The 22,928-nt window shown below is 42.7% G+C and carries 16 protein-coding genes; 11 read left to right on the plus strand and 5 right to left on the minus strand.

Features of this window, described 5'->3' with window-relative positions; translation table 11 throughout:
• Positions 1–144: 144 nt before the first annotated feature.
• From MSMAS_RS10990 to MSMAS_RS11000, 3 genes are all read left to right on the plus strand, one after another.
• Positions 145–1,341 carry a peptidase U32 family protein gene (locus tag MSMAS_RS10990; RefSeq protein WP_048046558.1) on the plus strand — a complete coding sequence of 399 codons (1,197 nt, stop codon included), beginning with the start codon at positions 145–147 and terminating at the stop codon, positions 1,339–1,341.
• A gap of 357 nt (positions 1,342–1,698) precedes the next feature.
• Positions 1,699–2,664 carry a methenyltetrahydromethanopterin cyclohydrolase gene (mch, locus tag MSMAS_RS10995; protein WP_011034564.1) on the plus strand — a complete coding sequence of 322 codons (966 nt, stop codon included), beginning with the start codon at positions 1,699–1,701 and terminating at the stop codon, positions 2,662–2,664.
• 226 nt (positions 2,665–2,890) lie between these two features.
• Positions 2,891–3,358, plus strand: a complete 468-nt coding sequence (locus tag MSMAS_RS11000; RefSeq protein ID WP_011034563.1) for a DUF2124 family protein — start codon at positions 2,891–2,893, stop codon at positions 3,356–3,358.
• A gap of 324 nt (positions 3,359–3,682) precedes the next feature.
• Here MSMAS_RS11000 and MSMAS_RS11005 read toward each other — a convergent pair whose 3' ends face one another.
• Both MSMAS_RS11005 and MSMAS_RS11010 read right to left on the minus strand, forming a co-directional pair.
• Positions 3,683–4,009, minus strand: coding sequence for a hypothetical protein (locus MSMAS_RS11005; protein ID WP_011034562.1), 327 nt, complete (start codon positions 4,007–4,009; stop codon positions 3,683–3,685).
• Positions 4,010–4,298: 289 nt separating this feature from the next.
• Positions 4,299–5,093 carry an alpha/beta fold hydrolase gene (locus MSMAS_RS11010; RefSeq protein WP_015412704.1) on the minus strand — a complete coding sequence of 265 codons (795 nt, stop codon included), beginning with the start codon at positions 5,091–5,093 and terminating at the stop codon, positions 4,299–4,301.
• Between the two features lie 413 nt (positions 5,094–5,506).
• Here MSMAS_RS11010 and MSMAS_RS11015 point away from each other — a divergent pair, with 413 nt between their 5' ends.
• The 6 genes from MSMAS_RS11015 (at position 5,507) to MSMAS_RS11040 (ending at position 14,094) form a co-directional block, all read left to right on the plus strand.
• On the plus strand, positions 5,507–6,664 hold the full coding sequence (locus MSMAS_RS11015) for an LL-diaminopimelate aminotransferase (RefSeq protein ID WP_048036407.1): 1,158 nt from the start codon (positions 5,507–5,509) through the stop codon (positions 6,662–6,664).
• Between the two features lie 275 nt (positions 6,665–6,939).
• Positions 6,940–7,710 (plus strand): UPF0280 family protein, encoded by a 771-nt coding sequence (locus MSMAS_RS11020; protein WP_048039458.1) that lies wholly within the window; start codon positions 6,940–6,942, stop codon positions 7,708–7,710.
• 514 nt (positions 7,711–8,224) lie between these two features.
• The gene (locus MSMAS_RS11025) at positions 8,225–10,876 is read left to right on the plus strand and encodes a PAS domain S-box protein (protein WP_048046559.1); all 2,652 of its coding nucleotides are present in this window, start codon (positions 8,225–8,227) and stop codon (positions 10,874–10,876) included.
• 339 nt (positions 10,877–11,215) lie between these two features.
• A complete protein-coding gene (locus MSMAS_RS11030) occupies positions 11,216–13,042 on the plus strand; it encodes an aldehyde ferredoxin oxidoreductase family protein (protein ID WP_048040661.1) in 1,827 nt (608 codons plus the stop codon).
• The gene (locus tag MSMAS_RS11035; RefSeq protein ID WP_015412699.1) at positions 13,042–13,344 is read left to right on the plus strand and encodes a MoaD/ThiS family protein; all 303 of its coding nucleotides are present in this window, start codon (positions 13,042–13,044) and stop codon (positions 13,342–13,344) included. The genes MSMAS_RS11030 and MSMAS_RS11035 overlap by 1 nt, the downstream gene beginning before the upstream one ends.
• A 168-nt stretch (positions 13,345–13,512) precedes the next feature.
• Positions 13,513–14,094 carry a cysteine hydrolase family protein gene (locus tag MSMAS_RS11040; protein ID WP_011034555.1) on the plus strand — a complete coding sequence of 194 codons (582 nt, stop codon included), beginning with the start codon at positions 13,513–13,515 and terminating at the stop codon, positions 14,092–14,094.
• Positions 14,095–14,275: 181 nt separating this feature from the next.
• Here MSMAS_RS11040 and MSMAS_RS11050 read toward each other — a convergent pair whose 3' ends face one another.
• The 3 genes from MSMAS_RS11050 to corA form a co-directional block, all read right to left on the minus strand.
• Positions 14,276–15,220, minus strand: a complete 945-nt coding sequence (locus MSMAS_RS11050; RefSeq protein WP_011034554.1) for a mechanosensitive ion channel family protein — start codon at positions 15,218–15,220, stop codon at positions 14,276–14,278.
• Positions 15,217–15,960 carry a DUF432 domain-containing protein gene (locus MSMAS_RS11055; RefSeq protein WP_011034553.1) on the minus strand — a complete coding sequence of 248 codons (744 nt, stop codon included), beginning with the start codon at positions 15,958–15,960 and terminating at the stop codon, positions 15,217–15,219. Before MSMAS_RS11055 ends, MSMAS_RS11050 begins: the two co-directional genes overlap by 4 nt.
• Positions 15,961–16,657: 697 nt before the next feature.
• Entirely contained in the window at positions 16,658–17,728 is a 1,071-nt protein-coding gene (gene corA, locus MSMAS_RS11060) for a magnesium/cobalt transporter CorA (protein ID WP_011034552.1), read from the minus strand.
• Between the two features lie 283 nt (positions 17,729–18,011).
• Here corA and MSMAS_RS11065 point away from each other — a divergent pair, with 283 nt between their 5' ends.
• Positions 18,012–18,932, plus strand: a complete 921-nt coding sequence (locus MSMAS_RS11065) for a mechanosensitive ion channel family protein (RefSeq protein ID WP_011034551.1) — start codon at positions 18,012–18,014, stop codon at positions 18,930–18,932.
• Between the two features lie 728 nt (positions 18,933–19,660).
• Positions 19,661–22,636: a fasciclin domain-containing protein gene (locus MSMAS_RS11070; protein ID WP_375294164.1), complete on the plus strand. Its 2,976-nt coding sequence runs from the start codon at positions 19,661–19,663 to the stop codon at positions 22,634–22,636.
• Positions 22,637–22,928: the final 292 nt, after the last annotated feature.

Below are 22,928 nucleotides of genomic sequence, written 5' to 3' on the forward strand. Positions count from 1 at the left end.
AAAGATTTCCGTAAACCGAGATCTCATTTAATTTAATATGAAAAGTTTACATTTCTTACTATTATTTATTAGACTGATTGGCCCGTACTAATGATAAATTCGATAAGGATATTTTTAAATTGGAGTTAAGGCATTCCCTCTTCCATGCATAACAGTCCAGGCCCGGAACTCATAATGGGCATCAGAAACCTTGCAGGGCTTGAAGCCTGTTATAAATATGCAGATGCGGTTTATTTCTCAACTGACAGGCTCAGCCTTCGGGCAAAAGCAAAAGAGATTAATCTGGAAAACCTTGAGGAGTTCGTATCTGAGGTAAAAGCACGGAATTTAAAAGCTTATCTGGCTGTGAATTCAACAGTAAATGAAGACAGGCTTGAAGAAGCAGGAAATGTAATAAACGCAGCCGCAAAAGCCGGGGTAGACGCAGTTATTGCCTGGGACCCGGCTGTAATCCTGAAAGCACGCAAATCCGGCCTCAGGATCCACATCTCCACGCAGGCAAACACTACAAACCACGAAACTGCAGAGTTTTACAGAGCCCTTGGTGCAGAGCGCATAGTGCTTTCAAGGGAACTGTCCCTAGAGGAGATCAGGGAAATCAGGCAACGGAGCGAGGTCGAGGTCGAAACTTTTGTCCACGGGGCGATGTGCATGGCAGTTTCAGGAAGGTGCCACTTATCCGCCTATGTCCTCGGAAAATCCGGAAACTGCGGGGAATGCGCTCAGCCCTGCCGCTGGGAATGGGAGCTTCACGGGGAAAACAATCTTGTCATGGAAAGCAGGGGAAAATACCTCCTCAGTGCAAAAGATTTATGTATGATAGAACATATTCCGGCTCTTCTCGGAGCCAGGATAGATTCTTTCAAGGTAGAAGGCAGGCTGAGAGACCCGGGATATCTGGAAGTGGTCTCACGCTGCTACAGGGAAGCAATTGATGCCTGTAAAGAAGGGACATACACTCGTGAAAAAGTTGATTCATGGCTTTCCGAACTTTCGTCGGTATATAACAGAGGCTTTTCTACTGGTTTTTACTTCGGAATTCCCGGCCTCGAAGGCTTTTCTCCTGAAAAAAGTATGAATGCCTCAGAGAAAAAGCGCAGGGCTGCGGGAATTGTAGAAAATTATTATCCCAGACAGCATGCCGCAGCAATAAAGCTGCTTGAAGAAGGGCTTGAAATAGGAAACGAAATTCTTATCGAAGGAAGCACCACATATCTGAAGCAGAGGGTCACCTCCCTGATAAAAAACGGCATGAGCCTGCAAAAAGCTGAAAAAGGAGACGAGGTGGGGCTTGCCGTTGACGGCACCGTCCGAAGGAATGATAGAATATTTATAATCTGATGGTATTTCTCGCAGACTAATATCAAATAACTAAAATATTATAACAGTATCTATATATTGGATTCTTCCTTATACGGATAGCAAATCAGGAAGAAACAACTTAAGCTAACTGGCTAAGTTGTTCGGAGCCTGATATTAATTGCCTGATTATTTGTACTTAATTATTCAATATTGTACCCGGTTATCCGATATGATACTTGTCTGGCAGGATAAACTTCCAGCCGGGAAAATCAGCTATTGGTAGCCAGCTATCTGACCAATACTCTGCTTACAGTAATTCCTGTATGTAAACAGTATCAATAGACTATTTCGAGAACCGGGACAAACAATTCTCGGACTGACATGTAAGGTGATATTTTGATAAGCGTTAACGAAATGGGCTCATACGTCATCGAAGAGATGCTCGACTGGAGCGAAGACCTGAAAACGGAAGTAATCAAGCTTGAAAATGGCGCCACAATCATCGACTGTGGGATTAAAGCCGAAGGCGGATATGAAGCCGGGATGTACCTTGCAAGACTCTGCCTTGCTGACCTTGCTGACCTTAAATACAGCACCTTTGACCTCAACGGCATCAAATGGCCTGCCATCCAGGTAGCAACCGACAACCCTGTAATCGCCTGTATGGCTTCCCAGTATGCTGGCTGGAGAATCTCTGTAGGCAACTATTTCGGTATGGGTTCAGGTCCCGCACGTGCGCTTGGCTTAAAGCCAAAAGAGCTCTATGAAGAGATCGGTTATGAAGATGATTTCGAAGCTGCTGTCCTTGTCATGGAATCCGACAAACTCCCGGATGAAAAAGTCGTGGAATACATTGCAAAACACTGCAGTGTAGACCCGGAAAATGTCATGATCGCTGTTGCGCCTACAGCTTCCATTGCAGGTTCTGTCCAGATTTCAGCCCGTGTCGTTGAAACCGGTATCCACAAATTTGAATCTATTGGCTTTGACATCAACTGCATAAAGAGCGGGTACGGAATTGCCCCTATCGCCCCCATAGTTGGAAACGATGTCCAGTGCATGGGTTCAACCAATGACTGTGTCATTTATTGCGGCGAAACCAACTATACTGTCAGCTTCGAAGGTGAACTGGCTAAACTCGAAGACTTTGTAAGAAAAGTCCCCTCAACAACCTCAGACGATTTCGGAAAGCCGTTCTACCAGACCTTCAAGGCAGCGAACTTTGACTTCTTCAAAGTCGACGCAGGCATGTTCGCTCCTGCAAGAGTAACAGTAAACGACTTAAAGAATAAAAAGACAATTTCGAGCGGTGGGCTCTACCCCGAAATCCTGCTTGAATCCTTCGGAATCAGGAAAGTTTGAGAAGGCATTCACCTCATCTCATTCTTCTCTTATTTTTCTCCACATTATTTTTCTCCACTTTTCCCCTGTTTTCAATATTTTTCCAGTTTTGGCAGTCCTGAAATGACTCCGGCTTTAAACTCAACCTATTTATGGGAATGTTTCCAATCTTATTGTGAAAGTAGGTACTGTAGAAAGCGGTTAAAAGCAGAATTTTTTATAATAGATGAATAAGGAGAAGAGTTTCATGCAGATAATAAATACCTCACAGGGAGTAGGAGGCATCCTGAACAGCTTCAAGAGTCTCCTGAACGGAGTAGAAAAGATTACATTTGTCGGAACACCGGGTTTCTGCACCCCCTTCGCAGAACTTATGGGTTTTGTTGCCAGGGACAAAAAACTTATTTTTATTCCCAATATGGACTTTGAAAAAGCCAGGTTAATATCCATGACTCCTGAAGGGATGCAACTTGGAGAACCTATAGACGCCCATGCTGATGCTGTTGTCCTGCTCGGCGGGCTTGCGATGCCCAAGATCGGCGTCAGCCCTGACAAAGCTAAGGAGATTGCAGAAAAGGTCCTTGAAGGTTCAAATAAACGAAAAATTATCGGGGTCTGTTTCCAGTCAATGTTTATGCAGCAGAAATGGGACGAGGTTATCAGTTTTGATTATATCATCAATGCTGACCTGGCAGTTGAGGTTCTTAAAAGCTAAAAACCTGACACTGGAAAAAGCAGGAGACTACCAGACTGAATAAAAAAGATTAGATCGAAGTCTCAAAATTATTTACAACTACTTCTTTTTCCATTTTTTTTATCGGAGCCTGATGTTTCTGATAGTAAGGATTCTGATGGTCAGTTTCAGATAGTGAGTTTAAATAATCAGTTTTAGATAGTCAGATTAAATAATCAGTTTTAGATAGTCAGTTTTAGATAGTCAGTTTAAATAATCAGTTTAAATAATCAGTTTAAATAATCAGTTTTAGATAGTCAGTTTCAGATTCACGATGTACGCCCTATTACTAAATTATAGAGAATGCTAACGTATATGGGCATAAGGATCAGGGACTATCATGCTTTCGTCCTCAGGTGCTAAAATGTAAACTACAATTGCAATCAAAAGAGCAGGGGATGTAAGGAACCATAATAATATGCTGATCAGACCTTTCATAAACAATGAGCTTCCAGCGAGATCAACCTGTTCATCGCCGTTGAACAGAAGTTGAAAAGAAACATCAACAGGTCTTGTAAAATTAAGACCCATATAATAAAAAGCATTAAGCGGTATGCCAAAAGTTACTTCTATAGCTAAAATAAATATTTCAGATGCGATAAAACTTAGAAAGACAGTTTTAATTTTAGACACACTACAAAAATTTACATTCATACTTTATAAAACTTTGCAATGTTCTAATTTTTTCTGGAAAAATCAATAATATCAATTATTTTTAAGATTTAACCTTCTTCTTGCAATCCTACACATTTTACTCCACATTGCCGTAGATTCATATACACGGCTCTTAAAGAAATAACAAAAAGGCCTTCTATCCCTGAAAAGACAGGAAAAAATTTCCTTCACTTTCTGAAGAATTGGCAGCCAATGGATAACTCAGTGCCCAATTATACCCATTTTTTTCAAATCAACATGTACCAGATTATTTCGTATTCGCTTGAAGAAAGCTGCGCACCTCGGCATTGAAAATCTCCGGTGCCTCAAGGCTGCAATCATGACCGACGCCGGGTATGATCACAAGCTTCGATGCTGGAATCCTGGCATGCAGATCCTCGGCAACGTAAAGAGGAGAACGCTGATCGGCTTCACCATACAGCAGCAGTGTAGGTACTTTGATAGTTGGAAGCATGTCACGAAGATCAGCCTCAGCGAAAGAGCGTAGTATCACTCTCATTCCGGCGGGATGGAATTCTGACATAATTGTTGCGGTCTCATTGATTACCTCTACAGGCACTGATTTTGTGAAAAGCGTTGGAATCCACTTTTCAACAACCTTCTGTGGTGGCAATCTGGATTGCTGAAGCCCCTGTTGTAAGCGTTCTTCCACTACATCGGGTGGAAGGGACCCTGCCCACCCGGCATAAGCCGAAGCCAGTATGAGAGACTTCGGGATGCTGGAGTAACGACGGTAAAATTCAAGTGCGAGTCCGGCACCGAATGACAGACCGAGAATGTGAGGCTTTACCAGGCCGATTTCCTCGATAAATGCAGCAAGACAGTCTGCAAAGTCAGGCAAACGGAAAGTTTCCGGTGGATCTGTCGAGCGTCCACATCCTGGTGCATCCCAGGCCACCACTGTGAACTCGTCGGACAGTTCATCAAGCTGCCTGCGCCACATCCGGCTGTCACTAAGAGCCCCGTGAAGAAGAATCAGGGGCGACCCCTCTCCCTTCCTCTCGAATGCGATGTGCAACCCATTTATTTCTACCTCATCCATATATTAGCCCCATAACCAGATTTAGCATTTTTATGTATTTACTTTATGAATCATAAATAAGGCTCTTTAGATTAAGGTTCTTTAGAAAATCTGTCAAGACCAGAATAGCAGGTTAAAATTTTCGTTTTATATCGATCCTGGGAGGACATTTTAACTATTGTTTTCCCGGCTAGTAGAAATATGGAAACCTTCCTGTATTTGTCCAGTTTCTACATAATAAAGGTATTACCTTCCACGCAGTATATGTCCAGTTTATCCGGTTTTACCTCAGTTACTTTTTAATGCCAATAAAAACTTTTATAAAATAACTTATCAAGGATAAAGAAGGATCCCTTAACCATACCTTTTAATAGCCCCACTGCAGTAATTATGCAGAATTATACACTGTAAATCATATTCAGGTGACTTTTCCAATGTATTCAGACCGCATAAACGCATTACCCCCATACCTTTTTGCAGCTATCGATGAAGCAAGAGACGAATTAATTGCTAAGGGAGTGGACGTAATAGACCTTGGCGTGGGAGATCCCGACCTACCGACACACCCGCATATTGTTGAAGCCATGCAGAAGGCTGTCTGCGACCCCGGGACGCACCAGTACCCTTCTTATGCCGGGATGCCCGAATTCAGGAAGGCTGCGGCTGAATGGTGCAGGAAATATAAAGGAATTGAGATCGACCCCGCAACTGAAGTCCTTTCCCTGATAGGGTCAAAAGAAGCTGTGGCTCACATCCCGCTGGCTTTCGTCAATCCCGGAGATGTTGTGCTCTATACTGAGCCAGGGTATCCCGTATATAAGATCGGGACTCTTTTTGCAGGTGGAGAACCGTATCCTCTGCCCCTCAAGGCTGAAAATAGTTTCCTGCCTGACCTGGACTCAATCCCTGAAGATGTTCTGAAGAAATCCAGACTCTTCTTCTTTAATTACCCGAATAACCCAACTGCAGCAACTGCTGATATGGCGTTCTTTGAGAAAGTAGTAAAGTTCTGTAAAAAGCATGACATCATTGCCGTCCATGACAACGCGTACTGCCAGATGGCTTACGACGGCTACGAAGCACCTTCTTTCCTTGCAGCAGAAGGGGCTATGGACATCGGCATGGAACTCTATTCCCACTCGAAAACCTATAATATGACAGGCTGGAGACTAGGTTTTGCGGTAGGAAATAAAGACCTGATAAAAGGGCTCGGGAAAGTCAAATCCAATGTGGACTCAGGCGTCTTTGATGCAATCCAGATCGCAGGCATCGCAGCCCTCTCATCCCCCCAGGACTGCGTTAATGAAACAAACAAAATCTACGAAGAAAGGCGGAATGCTCTTATAGAGGGGCTAACTGCCATGGGCCTTGAAGTAAAGCCCCCTAAAGCCACATTTTATATCTGGGCTCCGGTCCCGAAAGGCTTCACTTCGATCAGTTTTGCAAAACTCCTGCTCGAAGAAGCCGGAATTGTAGCTACTCCGGGAGTGGGCTTTGGAGATGCCGGCGAAGGCTATATCAGGTTTGCACTCACAAAGCCGGTTGAAAGGATCAAAGAAGCTGTGGAAAGGATGAAAAAGCTACAGCTCTAACTTACATTTTGATCCAGACAATAATTGAACCGGGATCAAAGTGAATCAAAAATCATATGAGAAAAAAATCAGTCCGGCGGCACGATTGAAAAAGCCGCCAAAACCTTTTTTTCAAATTTTTCATCCGTGCCTTCTGCATTCGTTATTAAGAACATTAAAAAGAGGTTCTGTATTTAAGTTCAATATTCTGGTCCAGTACTTTAAGTCATTTCAAAAAACTAAGTCATTTCAGAAAAGCATTTCTTTTTTAAGCAATAAATTCCATGTAGACCAGCATGCCAGAGCCCGCAAGAAAACCTGTTAAAGAACCCGAAGAACCTGCCGGAACCCCGATAAAAGAACATTTCCAGCTCAAAGAAACCATAGTTACTATCGCAGCCTGCGACCGGAAATATATAGAAGCCGCAAAAGAAGCAATCCGCACCCACAGGGCGGTTCTTGAGACTTATATCCTTTCAGACCCCTATTTTCAGATCACACTCGAACCCTATGAATGCCCGAAAAATGCCCCTGAGGTCGTAAGGAGGATGATAAAAGCAGGAAACACGATAGGAATAGGGCCGATGAGTGCAGTTGCGGGCACTATCTCTGCCCTGGCAGTGGAAGCTATGGTAAAAGCCGGAGCAAAATATGCTATAGTAGACAACGGAGGAGATATCGCACTTATAAACGACAGGCCTGTTGTGGTCGGGATCTATTCGGGGCAGTCCCCTATCAGGAACCTGGGGCTTGTATTCGAACCGCGTGACTCTATAACGGGTGTTTGCACCTCTGCAGGCACAGTAGGACCTTCAATCAGCTTCGGGATGGCAGATGCAGCTGCTGTGTTTTCTGACGATGTTTCTCTTGCAGATGCGGCTGCAACAGCACTCGGGAACGAAGTGGGGACAGGAAAAGAGGCAGTAGAGATATCATTCAGGGCTATCAGGGGGATTCCGGGAATAAAAGGCGCGCTTGTGATCCAGGGGGAGTACATAGGCATGTGGGGAGACCTGCCAGAGATTACAAGGGCAGATGTCAGGTACGAATACATTACCAAGGCATAAAGTTCCCTGAAGCTTTCAGATGCATTTTTAAGATGTATTTTCCAGATGTATTTTCCAGATGTTTTTTTAAGATGGATTTCCAGATGTTTTTTAGATGTATTTTCTAGATATATTCCAGATATACTTTATATTTACAGGATTTTTTACGTGTTTAATAAAATGACTTTCATCTTACATTATAACAGTAAGGGGCGCAAATATTAATATATTATTGACATTATTTATGATAAAAACATTTAATTGGCGGCAGGTTAATTCTGTTTTTAAAAAGAATAACGGCATATTCCGTATAATTAGACAGCAGTTTCAGAAAAATTCCCCTGACTCATAAACGGTTCTTAAAAATAAGGTAACCAGTACAGTATTAAACACACCAGAAAACACACCAGAAAGCAATCAGTTATAAATGTTCAAAGCTGAAGTTTTTCAAACCATAGTTTTCAAATCATAGTTTTCAAATCATAGTTTTCAAATCATAGTTTTCAAAGTTAGATTTAAAAGCTGGGGATCCTGAATGAAGAAAAAGTTAAGAGAGCCTGGTGCCGAGACTACAGGAAATGAACGGGTGGAAGATCTTCTGAACCAGGCTGAACAATACATCAGGCTCGAGAACATTTCCTCACCTTCCCGGAAGATAAAAGAAAAAGGACTTGCTGAGATTACTGATGTTCAGGCGGTCCAGTCCCTCATGGAGGACTTTTATAAGCTTGCCCGCATCCCTATGTGCCTGGAAGACCTTGAAGGCAATATTCTGGTGGGCGTCGGCTGGCAGGATATCTGCATCAGGTACCACAGGGCAGATCCTGAGACCTGCAAACGCTGTATCGAAAATAGTGCGAAGTTGGCAGAAGGTATTGCGCCTGGAGAGTTTAAGCTGTGCAGGTGCAGAAACAGTATGTGGAAGATGGTAACCCCAATTATCGTCAGCGATCAGCATGTAGGCAATATTTTTTCAGGGCACTTCTTTTTTGATGATGAACCTCTGGATTATGAGTTTTTCCGAGCCAGGGCAGGAAAATATGGCTTTAATGAAAAGGAATACATAGAGGCTCTTGAAAAAGTCCCGAGGTTGAGCAGGGAAGCTGTAAACACAGGAATGTCCTTCTTCATGAAATTTGCCAGCATGGTCTTACAGGTAAGTTACAGCAATTTCAGGTTATATCAGGCTCTGGAAGAACGCAACGTACTGATGAATTCGCTGCGTGAGAGTGAGGAAAAATGCCGCAGTTTTTTAGAGGCAGCAAATGAAGGGATATGGATAATTAACGCTGAAGATAAGACCATTTATGTAAATAAAAAAATGTCCGGGATGCTGGGATATACTCAGCAAGAGATGATAGGCAGACCCGGGTGGGACTTCATAGATGAAAAAGACAGGTGTGTTTCCGAAAAGATCAGGGAAAAAAAGCATCAGGATATAGATGAAAGCCATGAATTCAAATTTATATGTAAAGATGGCTCTCCCTTATGGGCACTTGTTAATACCAAATCCTTTTTTGACAGGGACGGAAATTTTGCAGGCTGTATCTGGATGTTCACAGATATCACAGACCGTAAACAGGCTGAAGAAGCCCTTATCAGGAGAGAAAATGAGTTCCGTACACTGGCTGAAAATTCTCCTGATATAATTGCCCGATATGACAGACAAAAACGCTACATTTACGTTAACCCTGCTGCTGCAGAGCCTTCAGGTTACTCTCCGGAAGAAATCATGGGGAAAAACAGTATTGAACTGGGAATAGATCCTGAAACAACAAAGTTCTGGGAAGAGAGTATTGAAAACGTTTTCATAACAGGAAAACCCGAAACAATTGAATTCAATTACATGTCCCCTGAAGGAAAAGATTACTATTTTAATACACAGCTGGTTCCTGAATTTATTGATGAGAAAGTAAACTCTGTCCTTGCCATTTCCCGTGATATAACAGATAAAAAAATAGCAGAAGCTAAATTGAAAGAAACACTTGAGAATCTGGAAAGATTGGTAAGAAAAAGAACCGCAGAACTGGAAAAAGCCTATTATTCATTAAAAGAAAGCGAAAAAGGCCTTGCTGAAGCCCAGGAAATGGCCCATATAGGGAACTGGGAATGGGATATTGCAGCTAATAAAACATACTGGTCTGAAGAAATGTACCATATTTTCGGACGGGATACTAACAGGCCAGCTCCGGTTTACACTGAACACCTGAATTATATACATCCCGATGACAGGGACTATTTTGACTCCTCCACAAGGAAAGCTGGAAGTGAAAAAACTTCCAGTATTGAGTACAGGATTGTGCTGGACAGCGGGGAGGAACGTACAGTACACATGCGGGCTCAGGCAGTTTTTAATGAGGAAAATATCCCCATTAAAGTAAAAGGAACGGTTCAGGATATCACTGAGCGTAAAAAAGCCGAACAGACACTTGTAAACCTTGAGATAGCCCGTAAGAAGGAAATCCACCACAGGATAAAGAATAACCTCCAGGTCATATCATCTCTTCTGGATCTCCAGGCTGAAAATTTCAGCAGCAAGACATGCATTAAAAACTCCGATGTTCTTAATGCTTTCAGGGAAAGCCAGGACAGAATAATGTCTATTGCCCTGATTCACGAAGAACTCCATGAAGGCGGAGGAAATAACGCACTGTATTTTTCTCCTTATCTTGAAAAACTCGTTGAGAATCTTTTCCAGACATACAGCCTTGGAAATGCCAGCATCAGTTTATATACGGATCTTGAAGAGGATATATTTTTTGACATGGATACGGCTGTTCCTTTAGGGATAATTGTCAATGAACTTGTTTCCAACTCTTTAAAACACGCATTTAAAGGTAGAAGCGAAGGGGAAATTCAGATCAAACTATTTAAAGAAGGGAGTGGCGGAGAAGAAAAAACCGAAAGCGGAATGGAAAAGAATAAGAAAAGACCTGCTGGAAAGGATACAGGCACTGCAGATACAGGTTATGTACTGGTTGTCTCGGATGACGGGGCTGGAATTCCTGAAACAATAAATCTGGAAAACTCGGATTCTCTTGGTTTGCAGCTTGTAAACATCCTGGTAGACCAGCTTGAAGGGGAAATCGAGCTAAAGAGAGATAACGGTACTGAATTCATGATAAAAATCAATGTACGGCAAGGTTCTTTAAAGTCCCAGGCTGAGGAAAAAAACTCACAAAACTGAGGATTTGTGATTTAAAATTAAAATAGATAAAATTAAAACTGCAAATCCCTATTTTTATATCCTGTTTTTAAATATACTTCGAATTCCGGCATATCAGGGCTGTTTCAATGATCCCCTGTTTACGTGAATCTTTATATTAAGGGGGAGTTATATAATTGAATATATTTAATTTATATCGCTTCAAGCCAGAATTAGATTTCATTGAGGCAGATGTTTGAAAGTGATCCGGCGGTTTCTCTTTTGAGCCAGTTTCTGGGACTGGAGCTGGGGATTGCTGCCGGAAACCGGAAGAAAGAATATTCCAAAAACTAAAAAAGATACTATGGGAGGAAATAATCTATGTTAGGGGGCTATGCGGGAAAAATTCTAGATGTTGACCTTGAAACAGGAGAGCTTAAGGACAAAATGCCGGATGAAGAGATACTGAGGAGGTATATTGGAGGGAAAGGTCTCGGACTGAAACTCATATACGATGAGTTCAGGGATGATATGCAGCCCTTTGACCCGGATAACCTCCTTGTATTCTCAACAGGCCCTGCCACAGGAGCAAGAGTGCCAACCAGCGGGCGTTTCCATGTGCTTACGAGTAAATCTCCGCTTACAGGGGCAGTCGGGAGCGGGAACTCAGGAGGGAAATGGGGACCTTACCTGAAGTTTGCAGGTTATGACGCAATAGTTATAAGAGGCATTTCTGAGAAACCTGTTTACCTGACCATTATAGATGGGAAGGCTGAACTTGTCGAAGCTCCTGAAATCTGGGGCATGACCGTACCTGCTGTTACGGAAGAACTGCTAAACAGGGCAGGGACAGACCCGAAGAAAACTTCCATTGCGTGTATAGGGCCAGCTGGCGAGAACCTGAGCCTCATATCCTGTATTATGAACGACGAATACAGGGCAGCAGGCAGGACAGGTTCAGGGGCTGTTATGGGCAGCAAGAAATTAAAAGCCATTGTTGTTTCCGGAAACCAGAGGCAGAAATCCGCAAATCCGGAAATGCTTGCTGAAAAAGTTGCCGAATCCATGAGCCTCATCAGGGAAAACCCGGTAACAGGGCCAAAAGGAGGCCTGCATGTTTACGGGACTGCGGTCCTTGTGAACATAGTGAATGCACACGGAGCCTATTCCTCAAGAAACTTCCAGCAGAGCTATTTCCCTGAAGCCGATGAACAGAGCGGAGAAAAACTCGCTGAAAGTTATCTTACAGGGACTACAGGCTGCTGGGGCTGCCCGATTGTCTGCGGAAGAAAGTCCTTTGTTCCTGACGGCCCTTTCAGTGTAAAGTATACTGAAGGTCCTGAGTATGAGACAATTTTTGCTCTGGGCTCCAACTGCGGAGTAAAAGAGCTCGATGCTGTCATAAAAGCCAACCACTTCTGCAACGAGTTCGGGATAGATACGATTTCCATGGGAGGGACTATAGCCTGTGCCATGGAACTTGTAGAGAAAGGAAAAATTCCCGAAGAAAAATTACTGGGTTTTAACCTGAGGTTCGGGGACCCCGGAGCAATGGTTGAGTGCGTCTGGAGGGCAGCGTATAAAGCAGGTTTTGGGGCTGACCTTGCGCTTGGCTCGAGAAAGCTTGCGGAAAAGTATCAGGCTCCGGAATACGCAATAAACGTCAAAGGCATGGAACTTCCTGCCTATGACCCCCGTCCGATCCAGGGGATAGGGCTTGAATATGCAACCTCAAATCGCGGAGGAGACCACGTTTACGGCTATACCATTCCATCCGAACTCCTCGGGATTCCTGAGAAGCGTGACCCTTATTCAACGGAAGGAAAGCCGGAGTGGACCATTTTTATGCAGGATCTTGGTTCGGTGATCAACTCAAGTGTTATCTGCCTCTTTACCAGTTTTGCCCTCGGGCTTCCCCAGTATGCAGGGATGCTCCAGGCTATCACGGGCATGGAACTTGATCCCGAAAAACTGCTTAAGATAGGGGAGAGGATTACGAACCTTGAGCGCCATATGAACAACAGGTACGGCTTTAACAGCGTTCAGGACGCTCTCCCAAAGCGCCTTACAGCAGAACCCACCCCCGCCGGACCTTCCAGGGGACAGGTCTCTCATGTGCCTGAAATGATTGATAAATATTACGAACTCAGAGGCTGGATTGATGGAGTGCCCACGGAAGAAAAGTTAAAAGAACTCGGGATTGCCTGATGGGAAACAACGGGAAAATGAAAATAAATGTGAAATTTCTTGCCTCTATCCGCGAGATAGCCGGGGCTCACGAGATGCAGTTTGAACTGAATTCAGGGTATACTGTAAAAGACCTCCTTGAATTTCTGGAACTTCGTTTTGGAGCGGAGTTTAAAGAAGCGGCGGGAAAACCCTTCGAGGACGAGAATCCCAGGTTAAGATTCCTTGTTAACGGAAGAGATATTGATTATCTCCGGGGACCCGGAACAGAATTGAAGGAAGGAGACCTTGTCGTCCTCATCCCTCCGGTTGGAGGAGGTTAAGTGAGAGAAGGTTAAGTGAGAGAAGGTTAAGTGAGAGAAGGTTAAGTGAGAGAAGGTTAAGTGAGAGAAGGTTAAGTGAGAGAAGGTTAAGTGAGAGATATAGAAAAAAGTAAATAAAAATGCTTGAATTAAGAAAGGACAAAACAGTCAGGGAAAAGTGGTGGAAATTTGAAAGCTCTGATAATTATGGACATGACAAATGACTTCGTATTCGAGAAATATGAACATGAAGGAAAAGAATACGAAGGCAGGCTTGTAGCCCCGCTGGGGAAGACGATAGTCGAGCCTATTGAAGCCCTGGTGAAAAAAGTGGTTAACAGCGGTACAGTCTCTCTTTTCAGGATTTCCAAAGACCACTACGACGCTTTTACAAACCCCGAACTTGAACTGAAGGTGGCAGAGCTTGGAATTGACGAAGTGTTCATGACAGGGCTTGTCGATGAGGTCTGCATCTACCATAACACTCTCGGATTTCTCGAAAGAGGATTTCGGACAAATGTCGTTAGAGGCTGTACCGCCCCTTTTGACCCGGAAAAGGGAAGAGAATCTCTGGGGGAACTCGATGCCTGTGGCACGAAGATGGTCGATGATATCCCTTCTGACATAGGTGTGATTCTCCTTCTCGAAGACGAACACGATGAGAACTCAGAAGAAATAAAATCCGGAAGCTGGCCTCCCCATAGTATGAAAGGAACTCCAGGAGCCCTTACAATAAAACCTATAAGAGAGGCGCTTGAGAGCAGAAAATAAGAATGAAAAAATGAAATAAAAAGAAAAGAGGAAAGAGGAACGAAAATAGGGACAGAAAAAATCCGAATAATGTCTTTATTTTTTCTGTTTCAAGCCCTTTTTCTATTTTTTTCTTTTCTCTTCTTTTCTCTTCTTTTTTCTTAGCCATCCCTTCCTTTCATATTGCAGGTCGATCTCAGGCTTAATTCAATACCCTTTCTTCAAAATTCAATACAGGCTCGGTCGCTTCAAGCCTGTTTATATTCGGCTCTTCAGCAAGCTGAGGTTTTTTTTCAGTTTCGGATTTAATATGAAGCACCCTCTGCGGGTAGGGGATTTCTATCCCGTTTTCTTCAAGGGTTTTTTTGATATTCCACAGGAGCCTGGTCTTCAGCCCGAACCATTCACTTACGGGTGCCCAGATTCTCACCACGATATTGACCGAGCTGTCTCCCAGCTCGTTTACAAAAACCGATGGAGAAGGGCTCAGAAGGGCAAAGGGCTCCTTATCTATGAGATCCTTGATCAGCCATATTGCAGCACCGGCATCATCACTGTAGCGGATCCTGATCGTATATTCAAACCTTCTTACAGGGTGCCCCACAATATTCGTAATATTTGTAGTGAACACCTGCTGATTTGGGATTCGAACAAGAAGGCCGTCATATGTCCTTATCAGGGTTGAGATTATGCGTATATCCGTGACATAGCCGGCTATCCCGTTAACATCCACCTGGTCTCCTATTTTTATGGGCCTTTCAAACATAAGAAAACAGCCTGAAACCAGGTTTCCGACAATGTTCTGACTTGCAAAACCAAGCACTATACCCGCAACTCCTCCTGCAAGCAGGAGACCTGAGGGATCAATCCCTATCAAAGGCAGTATCGAGATAAAAATAACAACAAGAGAACCGTAATAAAGAAGTTTGAGTATGGGCTCGCCCACATCCTTGCTGACGTGGTCCTTAAGAGTCCTTCGCAGGTAAATTATAATAACCCTGAGAAAGATTATCGAAAATGTAAGGACGATTACAAATTTTATAAGATCTCCGGGAGTAACCTGACTTTTTGAGGTTGTGTACAGCACATTGTCAAGGAGGTTGAGATCAGGAAGAATCGCAGGGAGATTAATATCAGGAAGAATCAAAATCCCCACCCCATATAAAACTTAAGAGGCACAAAGCCGAGCTTCCTGAGGCTGTAAACTCCGAAAGCCTCTTTCCTGATTTTCTGGTCTTTCACAAGATAACCTTTCATCTCTCCGTTAACGGGCTGCATATCGAAACCTGTTTCAGCCGTGTTCCTGTTGAGGATTTCCATACGGGCTTTCATGAAGACGTCCCCGTCATAGTATAGTTTCATCCCGTATGCACTGAAAACCGCTTTTGAAATTGAAGCCCATTCAGAAGAAGCATTCCTCAGGGTAAGCTCCATAACCCCTTCCTGAAGAGGATTCAGGTCAGGGGAGACCGAGTATAATCTGCTTTTCCAGTGTTTGCAGACAACTCCATTGGACACTTCCCCGTAAAGGGTAAATTTCTGTCTTGACAGGCTGAGAACATCTATAAGTTGAGGGTTCTTATCACCGATGTCGGAGATAAAAACACCTATTTCAACCGGAAAAGTCAAAAATATCTGCCTTTTCTCCCCGCCTGCAAGAAGCACTGTTTTTTCAAATTCGATCAGCAGATTCGGAGTAATTTCTTTAGGTGTATTCAGAGGCTCTACAGGATTTATAATAATGCGCTTCCGGTCTCCAAGAACGAGCTTTTCCACTTCATCTTTTCCAGAAGTCCTCCTGTATACCCATCTATCTCCAGTTTTATCTAAAGAAATGGAAATTCCGTCCTTTTCTACGGAAAAAGGGGGGTCGTAGTAACCGTACATGTTATTCAACTATTCCAGCAAGAAACACATTTCAATAATTTTTAATAATATTACATCCAAACTATTATAAAAAAATTACTTCAAATAAATATATAGGTTTGTAGAAAAAGATGCTTAATAGTAATCAATCACCTGGAATTCCCGGAGAAACCCATTCCCGCCTCTTTTGCTGTACCGTGAATTCCTGCCCACCATTTCAGAAAAAATAACACCTGACAACCAGCTTCAGGATTAACATCATAAATACCGCAAAATCTAACTCGCCAGCAATCTACAATAATATATTTAAACAGTTCTTTGAGATCAGTTCAAGTTATAACTTATAAAGCAGCCCTCCGGAAAACCAATTCAAAAGAGAACTATAAAGCAGTCCTCCAAAAATCAATTCAAAAGAGAACTATAAAGCAATCCACCTGAGAAATCCAGTGAAATAATCAAAAATCAGTCCTCTTGAGCGAGCAAAGAGAGCGAAAAGGACCCCGTCCTCCCGAGACGGGACTCGGGCGAGAAGGGACTCGGGCGAGAAGGGACTCGGACGAGACGGAAATCGGACTGACGTAGTTTGGAAAAGACGTAATTTGGAAAAGACGTAGTTTGAAAAAGACGTAGTTTGGAAAAGACGTAGTTTGGAAAAGACGCAATGCGGACATGGTGCAGTCCGGATAAGATGCAGTTAGAGTAAGGCGAAATTCGGGCTTTATACCCACCTTCTTTTCTTAAAGTAGAGAAACATGCTTATCCCAAGTATCGTCATCGCAAACATTACTGCAGGGTAACCCCATCGCCATTTGAGTTCGGGCATGTATTCGAAGTTCATGCCATATACTCCTGCAATAAAAGTAAGAGGGATAAAGATCGTGGCGATTATCGTCAGGACTTTCATAATGTCATTCATTCTATGGCTCAGGCTCGAGAGGTAGACATCTACCATTGAAGACAGGATATCCCTGAAGGCTTCTATGGAATCAATAACCTGAATTGTGTGGTCGTATACATCCCGAAGGTAAATCTGCGTACTCTCCTTTATAAGCTGGGACTCCGTCCTCTGAAGGCTATTTATTAACTCCCTGAGAGGCCAGACTGACCTGCGGAGTGTGATCATATCTCTCTTATACTTCTGGATCGCTTTCAGGGTTTCAGGCATGGGGTCAACTATAAGCTGTTCTTCGAGGTCCTCTATTTCTTCCCCGAAATGTTCAAGGATCAAAAAATAGTTATCAACCACAGCATCTATAAGGCTGTATGCAAGAAGGTCCACTCCGTTCTTTCTCAGGCGCGAGGCAGAGTTTTTTAACCTGTCGCGGATGGGGTTAAAAGCGTCTCCTTCCCTTTCCTGAAAAGAAAGAATGTAGTTGGTGCCAAAGATAATGCTTACCTGGTCAATAAGAATCTCTTCTCTTTCTTCATCGAGGAGCATCATTTTAAGAACAGCATAAATATAAGAATCGTAATCCTCCATTTTTGGGCGCTGTCCGGTGTTCAATACATCCTCAAGAGTGAGAGGGTGAACCCCAAAGTAACCTCCCAGTTTTTCTATAATTCCTATCTGGTCCAGCCCATCTACGTTTATCCACAGGTTCATGCCGGGCTGACCTTTAAGTTCCTGACACTCATCTACGGTTTGAAGCTCCTTTTCGATAAGTTTTTCACTGTTGTATAACCAGGCTTTAATAACGGTTTTTTCTGCCTTTTTTTCCCCGACATGGACGAGAGTTCCGGGGGCGAGACCGACATTTGATTGTTTTCTTCCGGGAGTACTCGGTTTCAAGGCTCTGCCTCACTTTGAAATAAAATTAGATACTTCAGTAATAGAGTTTTATTGATTTAAGCCTGTGCATAACCTTAGACAGATAAAAAGCGATATTTGGAGACATTTGACAATATTAACTATAACCCGATTTTTAATATATAAATGAGTTTTTAAGATCTTATAGATAAATATATCTATTATCCATTAAATAGAATATAACGGGAAATGTAAAAATTGATCTTACAAAAACAGGGGAATTTGGAAAGATCATAGCTTCAAAACCAGATCGAGGGGTAGTTGTATGGTTCAAACGGAAGTAACAAGTAGTTTATACAATATGCTGGATCAGTTTATAGCCTTTATTCCGACATTGGTAGCAATAATTCTTCTTATTATAATTGGGACAATATTGGGGAAAGCTCTTGGAAGGATAGGAGCGACGGTGCTGGACAAAATAGGACTTGATGACCTTGTCGACAGGACAATAGTAGGTGGCATGCTAAGAAGAGGGCAGATGAGTACTGTTGGCTTTTTTGATGCAGTCATCCGATGGTTTGTCTACATAGTTTTCGCCATAATCATCCTGGACCTTCTGAATATTGAAGTAGTCAACAACTTTGTAGACCTCATAATATACTATGTCCCGCTTGTGATCTCTGCTCTCATTGTCCTTCTTATAGGGCTGTTGATTGTGGATTTCATCTGTGATCTGCTCCAGAAAGTACTCATATCAACCGGGATCGAAGAGAAATTTGAACAGACCACTATCGGAGCTTCAGTCAGATCCGGCGGAATGACAATTTCAGGGATCATAGCTGGAATAGTCAGGATATTCGGGTACCTGATATTCCTCACGGCTGCATCTGATATCCTTCAGCTGACCATGATAACCGACCTGCTGATAGATATCACCCAGTATTTGCCACGCGTCATCGTAGCCATCATTATCCTGATGGTAGGGGTCCTGTCCATAGATATAGTCATGGACTACCTGAGCGGTGCTGTCAAAGGCATGGAAGTGGAAGGTGCGGATGTAATTCTCCCTCTACTCAGAGGCTTCCTGCTCCTCATTCTGGTTCTGGTCGCCCTGGACACGATGATGATAGACACAGGTATTCTGTATGTCTTCTTCGGGCCGCTTGCATGGGGAATTGCTATCGTGGTAGCATTCAAATACGGGGTTAAAGACGCAATCGTCGCTTACGCAAAAGAAAGGAAGTAATTTCTTCCTTTCATTTTTAATAAAAATGTTCTCTTTTGAATTTGACAGTTAATTAAAAATTTCTTTTTTGAATTTAACAGTCCGGCTAAGATTACTTTGTTTGGGGTAAAGCATCTCCGGAATCGAATATTTACTGTTATCATCTACAAATATAATGCTGAAAGATGTGTTATTTATAATGAAATTATATATAAAATAAGTATTAAATTGATCCTAAAGATGCTTATTTTCTACTTTAGCAGACTATTTTTTAGAGACAAGTAAAAGATAATAATTATTAGATATATTTCAGGGCCTTTTTTTCAAATTTATTTTTTTACAGAGATAAAAACATTGTCTGGCTTCTGAAAAGGGCCAGAAAGGTTATCCAGAGGCTTTTAAGCTTATTTACGGAAAGAAACTCGGGTTTTACTCAGGAAACCCGGATAAAAAATAGATAATCAGGTAGCGAATTACAGGACCCCTATAATTATAAGATTTGGAATAAATTTTATAAAAACTACTTTATTCCTCATAAAATAATATTAATAAGAAGATACAAATACTCTCTGTATGATATATAGAATTGGAAATCATACCTATTCACACAAAATAAAATTTCAGCTAGACTGGAAAGGAGTTTGGATCTAAAAAATAGATTTCAGGTCTGCTGAAGGGATAAAATAGGGGGAATCAGGATTAAATCAGGTTTGGCCAGTTTAGCCTATGTTTTAATCATTTTGTTCTTATTGAGTGTAGCTACCTGTCCCGGTTCGGCACAGGAAGACGGAACAACGACTATTGAACTTTATAATAGCACGGTAAATCTTACTCAAGGGAACTTTACATTTACACCAGAAAATGACACCGAGACTTATACGATAGATAACTTAACCGATTTCGGAGCTCTCAATGCAACAGGGCTCGAATTCAACGTATCCGTAATGCGGGACCTGCCAGAAAATATGACAGGTAATATGACCGGGAATGAAAACGGAGATATGAACGGGAATATTACCGATGATGAAAACGGGAACATGATCGGAGATATGAACGGGAATATTACCGATGATGAAAACGGGAACATGGCAGGCATGAACGGAAATATGAGCAACGCGACCGCAGACAATACGGCAAACGTATCTTTTGCACTTGAGGGCATAGAAAACATAACAAATAACAATACTACCGGAGAGATGTGGCTTATCTACATCAACGGAGAGCCGGCTGAAGAAGATTTCGGAATGAATAACGTAAGTGATGGAGATAACCTCAGCTTCTGGTACACAACTGAAGAGAGCGGGGAAGCGGCAATAGAAAACGCAACCTATGTGGTGAACATTACGGTTGCTATGGAAGAGGAAATGGAACCCCTGCCTGCACAGAACCTGACCGTATTATATAACGATACTGTGAACCTGACTGAAGGAAATTTCACCTTTATTCCGGAAAATAGTACGCAGAACTATACAGTTGACAATTTCACAGATATAGGAGCTCTCAATGCAACCGGGCTTCAGTATAATGTGTCCGTACATGGTGTGAACCTGACCAATATGACCAATATGTCCGTACTTGAGGGCATAGAGGGTATAAGAAACAATAACGAAACCGGAGAAAGCTGGTTTGTTTACATAAACGGAACACAGGCTGGAGAAGACTTCGGAATGAACCCCGTAAGTAATGGTACCAATCTCAGCTTCTGGTACACAGATGAAGAAAACGGAGTAGCTGCGCTGGATAATGCGACCTATCTGGCAAACATTACGGTTGCCATAGAAGAATTAGAGGAGCCAGCTGAAGAAAACGATATAATTGAAACTGCCACTGAGGCTGGAAACTTTTCAATCCTCCTGACAGCGATTGAGGCTGCAAACCTCACAGATACCCTTAAAGGGGAAGGTCCTTTCACGGTCTTTGCCCCTACAGATGAAGCCTTCAGTGCACTGCCCAATGGAACTATCGAGGCTCTCCTGAACGACACGGATGCACTGACCAATATTCTCCTCTACCACGTTGCAGGTGAGAGGCTGATGGCAGAAGATGTTGTCAACCTGACCAACATTACAACCCTTCAGGGCGAGGAACTGCCTGTCAATGTGACTGAAGAAGGGGTATTCGTAGGGGAAGCAGAAATTATAGTGCAGGACGTAAATGCCAGCAATGGAGTAATCCACGTAATAGATGCAGTCCTTATTCCGGAAGAAGGAATGGAACCTGAGCCAGAACCCGGACAAAATGTAACAGAACAGTATAACGACACAGTGAGCCTGACTGAAGGGAACTTCACACTCATGCCGGAAAACTCCACAGAGAGCTATGCAATAAATAACTTTACGGATATCGGGGTTCTCAATGCAGCAGGACTCGACTTTAACGTGTCGTTAATGCAAAACATGACAGGGAATGCAGCAAACATGACTGCTGTACCGTTTACACTCCAGAGCATAGAGGGCATAAGGAATAATAACACAACCGGAGAAGAATGGTTCCTTTATATTAACGGGGAGCCTGCTGAAGAAGACTTCGGAATGAATAATGTGAGTGCAGGAGACAACCTCAGCTTCTGGTACACAATTGAAGAGGGCGGAGAAGCAGCAGTAGAAAATGCAAGCTATGTGGCAAACATTAATGTTTCCGAACTGAGAGCAAACGCAAATATCATCCCTGCAGCACAGAACCAGACGAACCTGACAGTATTTGTAGACGCAGTACAGACCGCAAACCTGACACAGACCCTTGACGGGACAGGACCCTATACCGTCTGTATCCCGAGTGATGAAGCATTCAATAAGCTGCCAGAAGGGACACGCAATCAGCTTATGAACAATACCACTCTGCTCAACCAGGTACTTTCATACCATGTAGTGAGCGGAAGATACACGTACGAGCAGCTTATCGGAATGAATAATATCACCAATATCCAGGGCAATGTGCTTCAGGTCAATGCCATAGGGAATAATATCACAATACAAAACGTAAGTGTCACCCAGATAATAGTTGTGAACAATGGGGTCATCTGCATAATTGATGAGGTGCTTATTCCACCAGACGGCGAAATTCCCGCGGACAATCAGACCGACGGCGGCCAGATAGATGATAACCAGACAGATGGAGGCCAGATGGATGGTAACCAGACAGACGGAGATCAGATAGACGGTGGCCAGATGGATGGAAATCAGACTGATGGAAACCAGACCGCGGACAATCTGACCGGGGACTGGTATTTCTTCTCGGTTCCTTTCGAAGCCAACAACACAAGCGTTGAGTATCTTCTTTCGGATGTGAACTACACCTCCCTGATATATTATAACGCTTCAACCAAACTCTTCGAAGAAGTCACGGAAATTGAACCTCTAAAAGGATACTGGATCAACGTTCCCGCTGAAACCGGGTTCAATGCTTCGGAACAGTTCTCTTCAGTGGAGAAGAAACAGATTGAAGCTCCTCCGAGTTTGCAGGTATATCCTGGCTGGAACGCTCTTGGTTCACCGGTAAATGAAACGGTGCCTGCAGAAGCTGCATTCATAGCCCTTAATAACTCGTATGCAAAAATCGTGGGACCGTGGGTACCTGGCAATAATACCACAGGTTATTACCAGTACGTAGGCTATAATGGCCTTAACGGGACAATAGGCGAGAACCAGCTTGGCGCAGATGAATTTGAAGTTGAACCCTATGAGGGTTACTGGGTCTTTATAAGACAGGAAAATTTGTATGCATAAGGGGGCTGCCTGAAAACAGCAGCATAGAAAATAAATGGATATAAGAATTCATAAAAAGGAAAGAAAGAGATTTCCACCCTGGAAATTTCTTTTTTAATTATTTTTAACTTATATTAAAACTACTTTTTTAATTTATTTTGGGACTAATTTTATTAATTTAAATTTTTTGATTTGTTTTCAACCTGTTTTATTAAATTACCTTTTTAATTTGTTTTTTAACATATTTTATTAACTTATCTTTTTAGTTTACTTATCTCTGTTAATTCCCATTACAAAACTTATTTACATTCTT

The sequence above is a fragment of the Methanosarcina mazei S-6 genome (assembly GCF_000970205.1).
GTDB classification, from domain to species: domain Archaea; phylum Halobacteriota; class Methanosarcinia; order Methanosarcinales; family Methanosarcinaceae; genus Methanosarcina; species Methanosarcina mazei.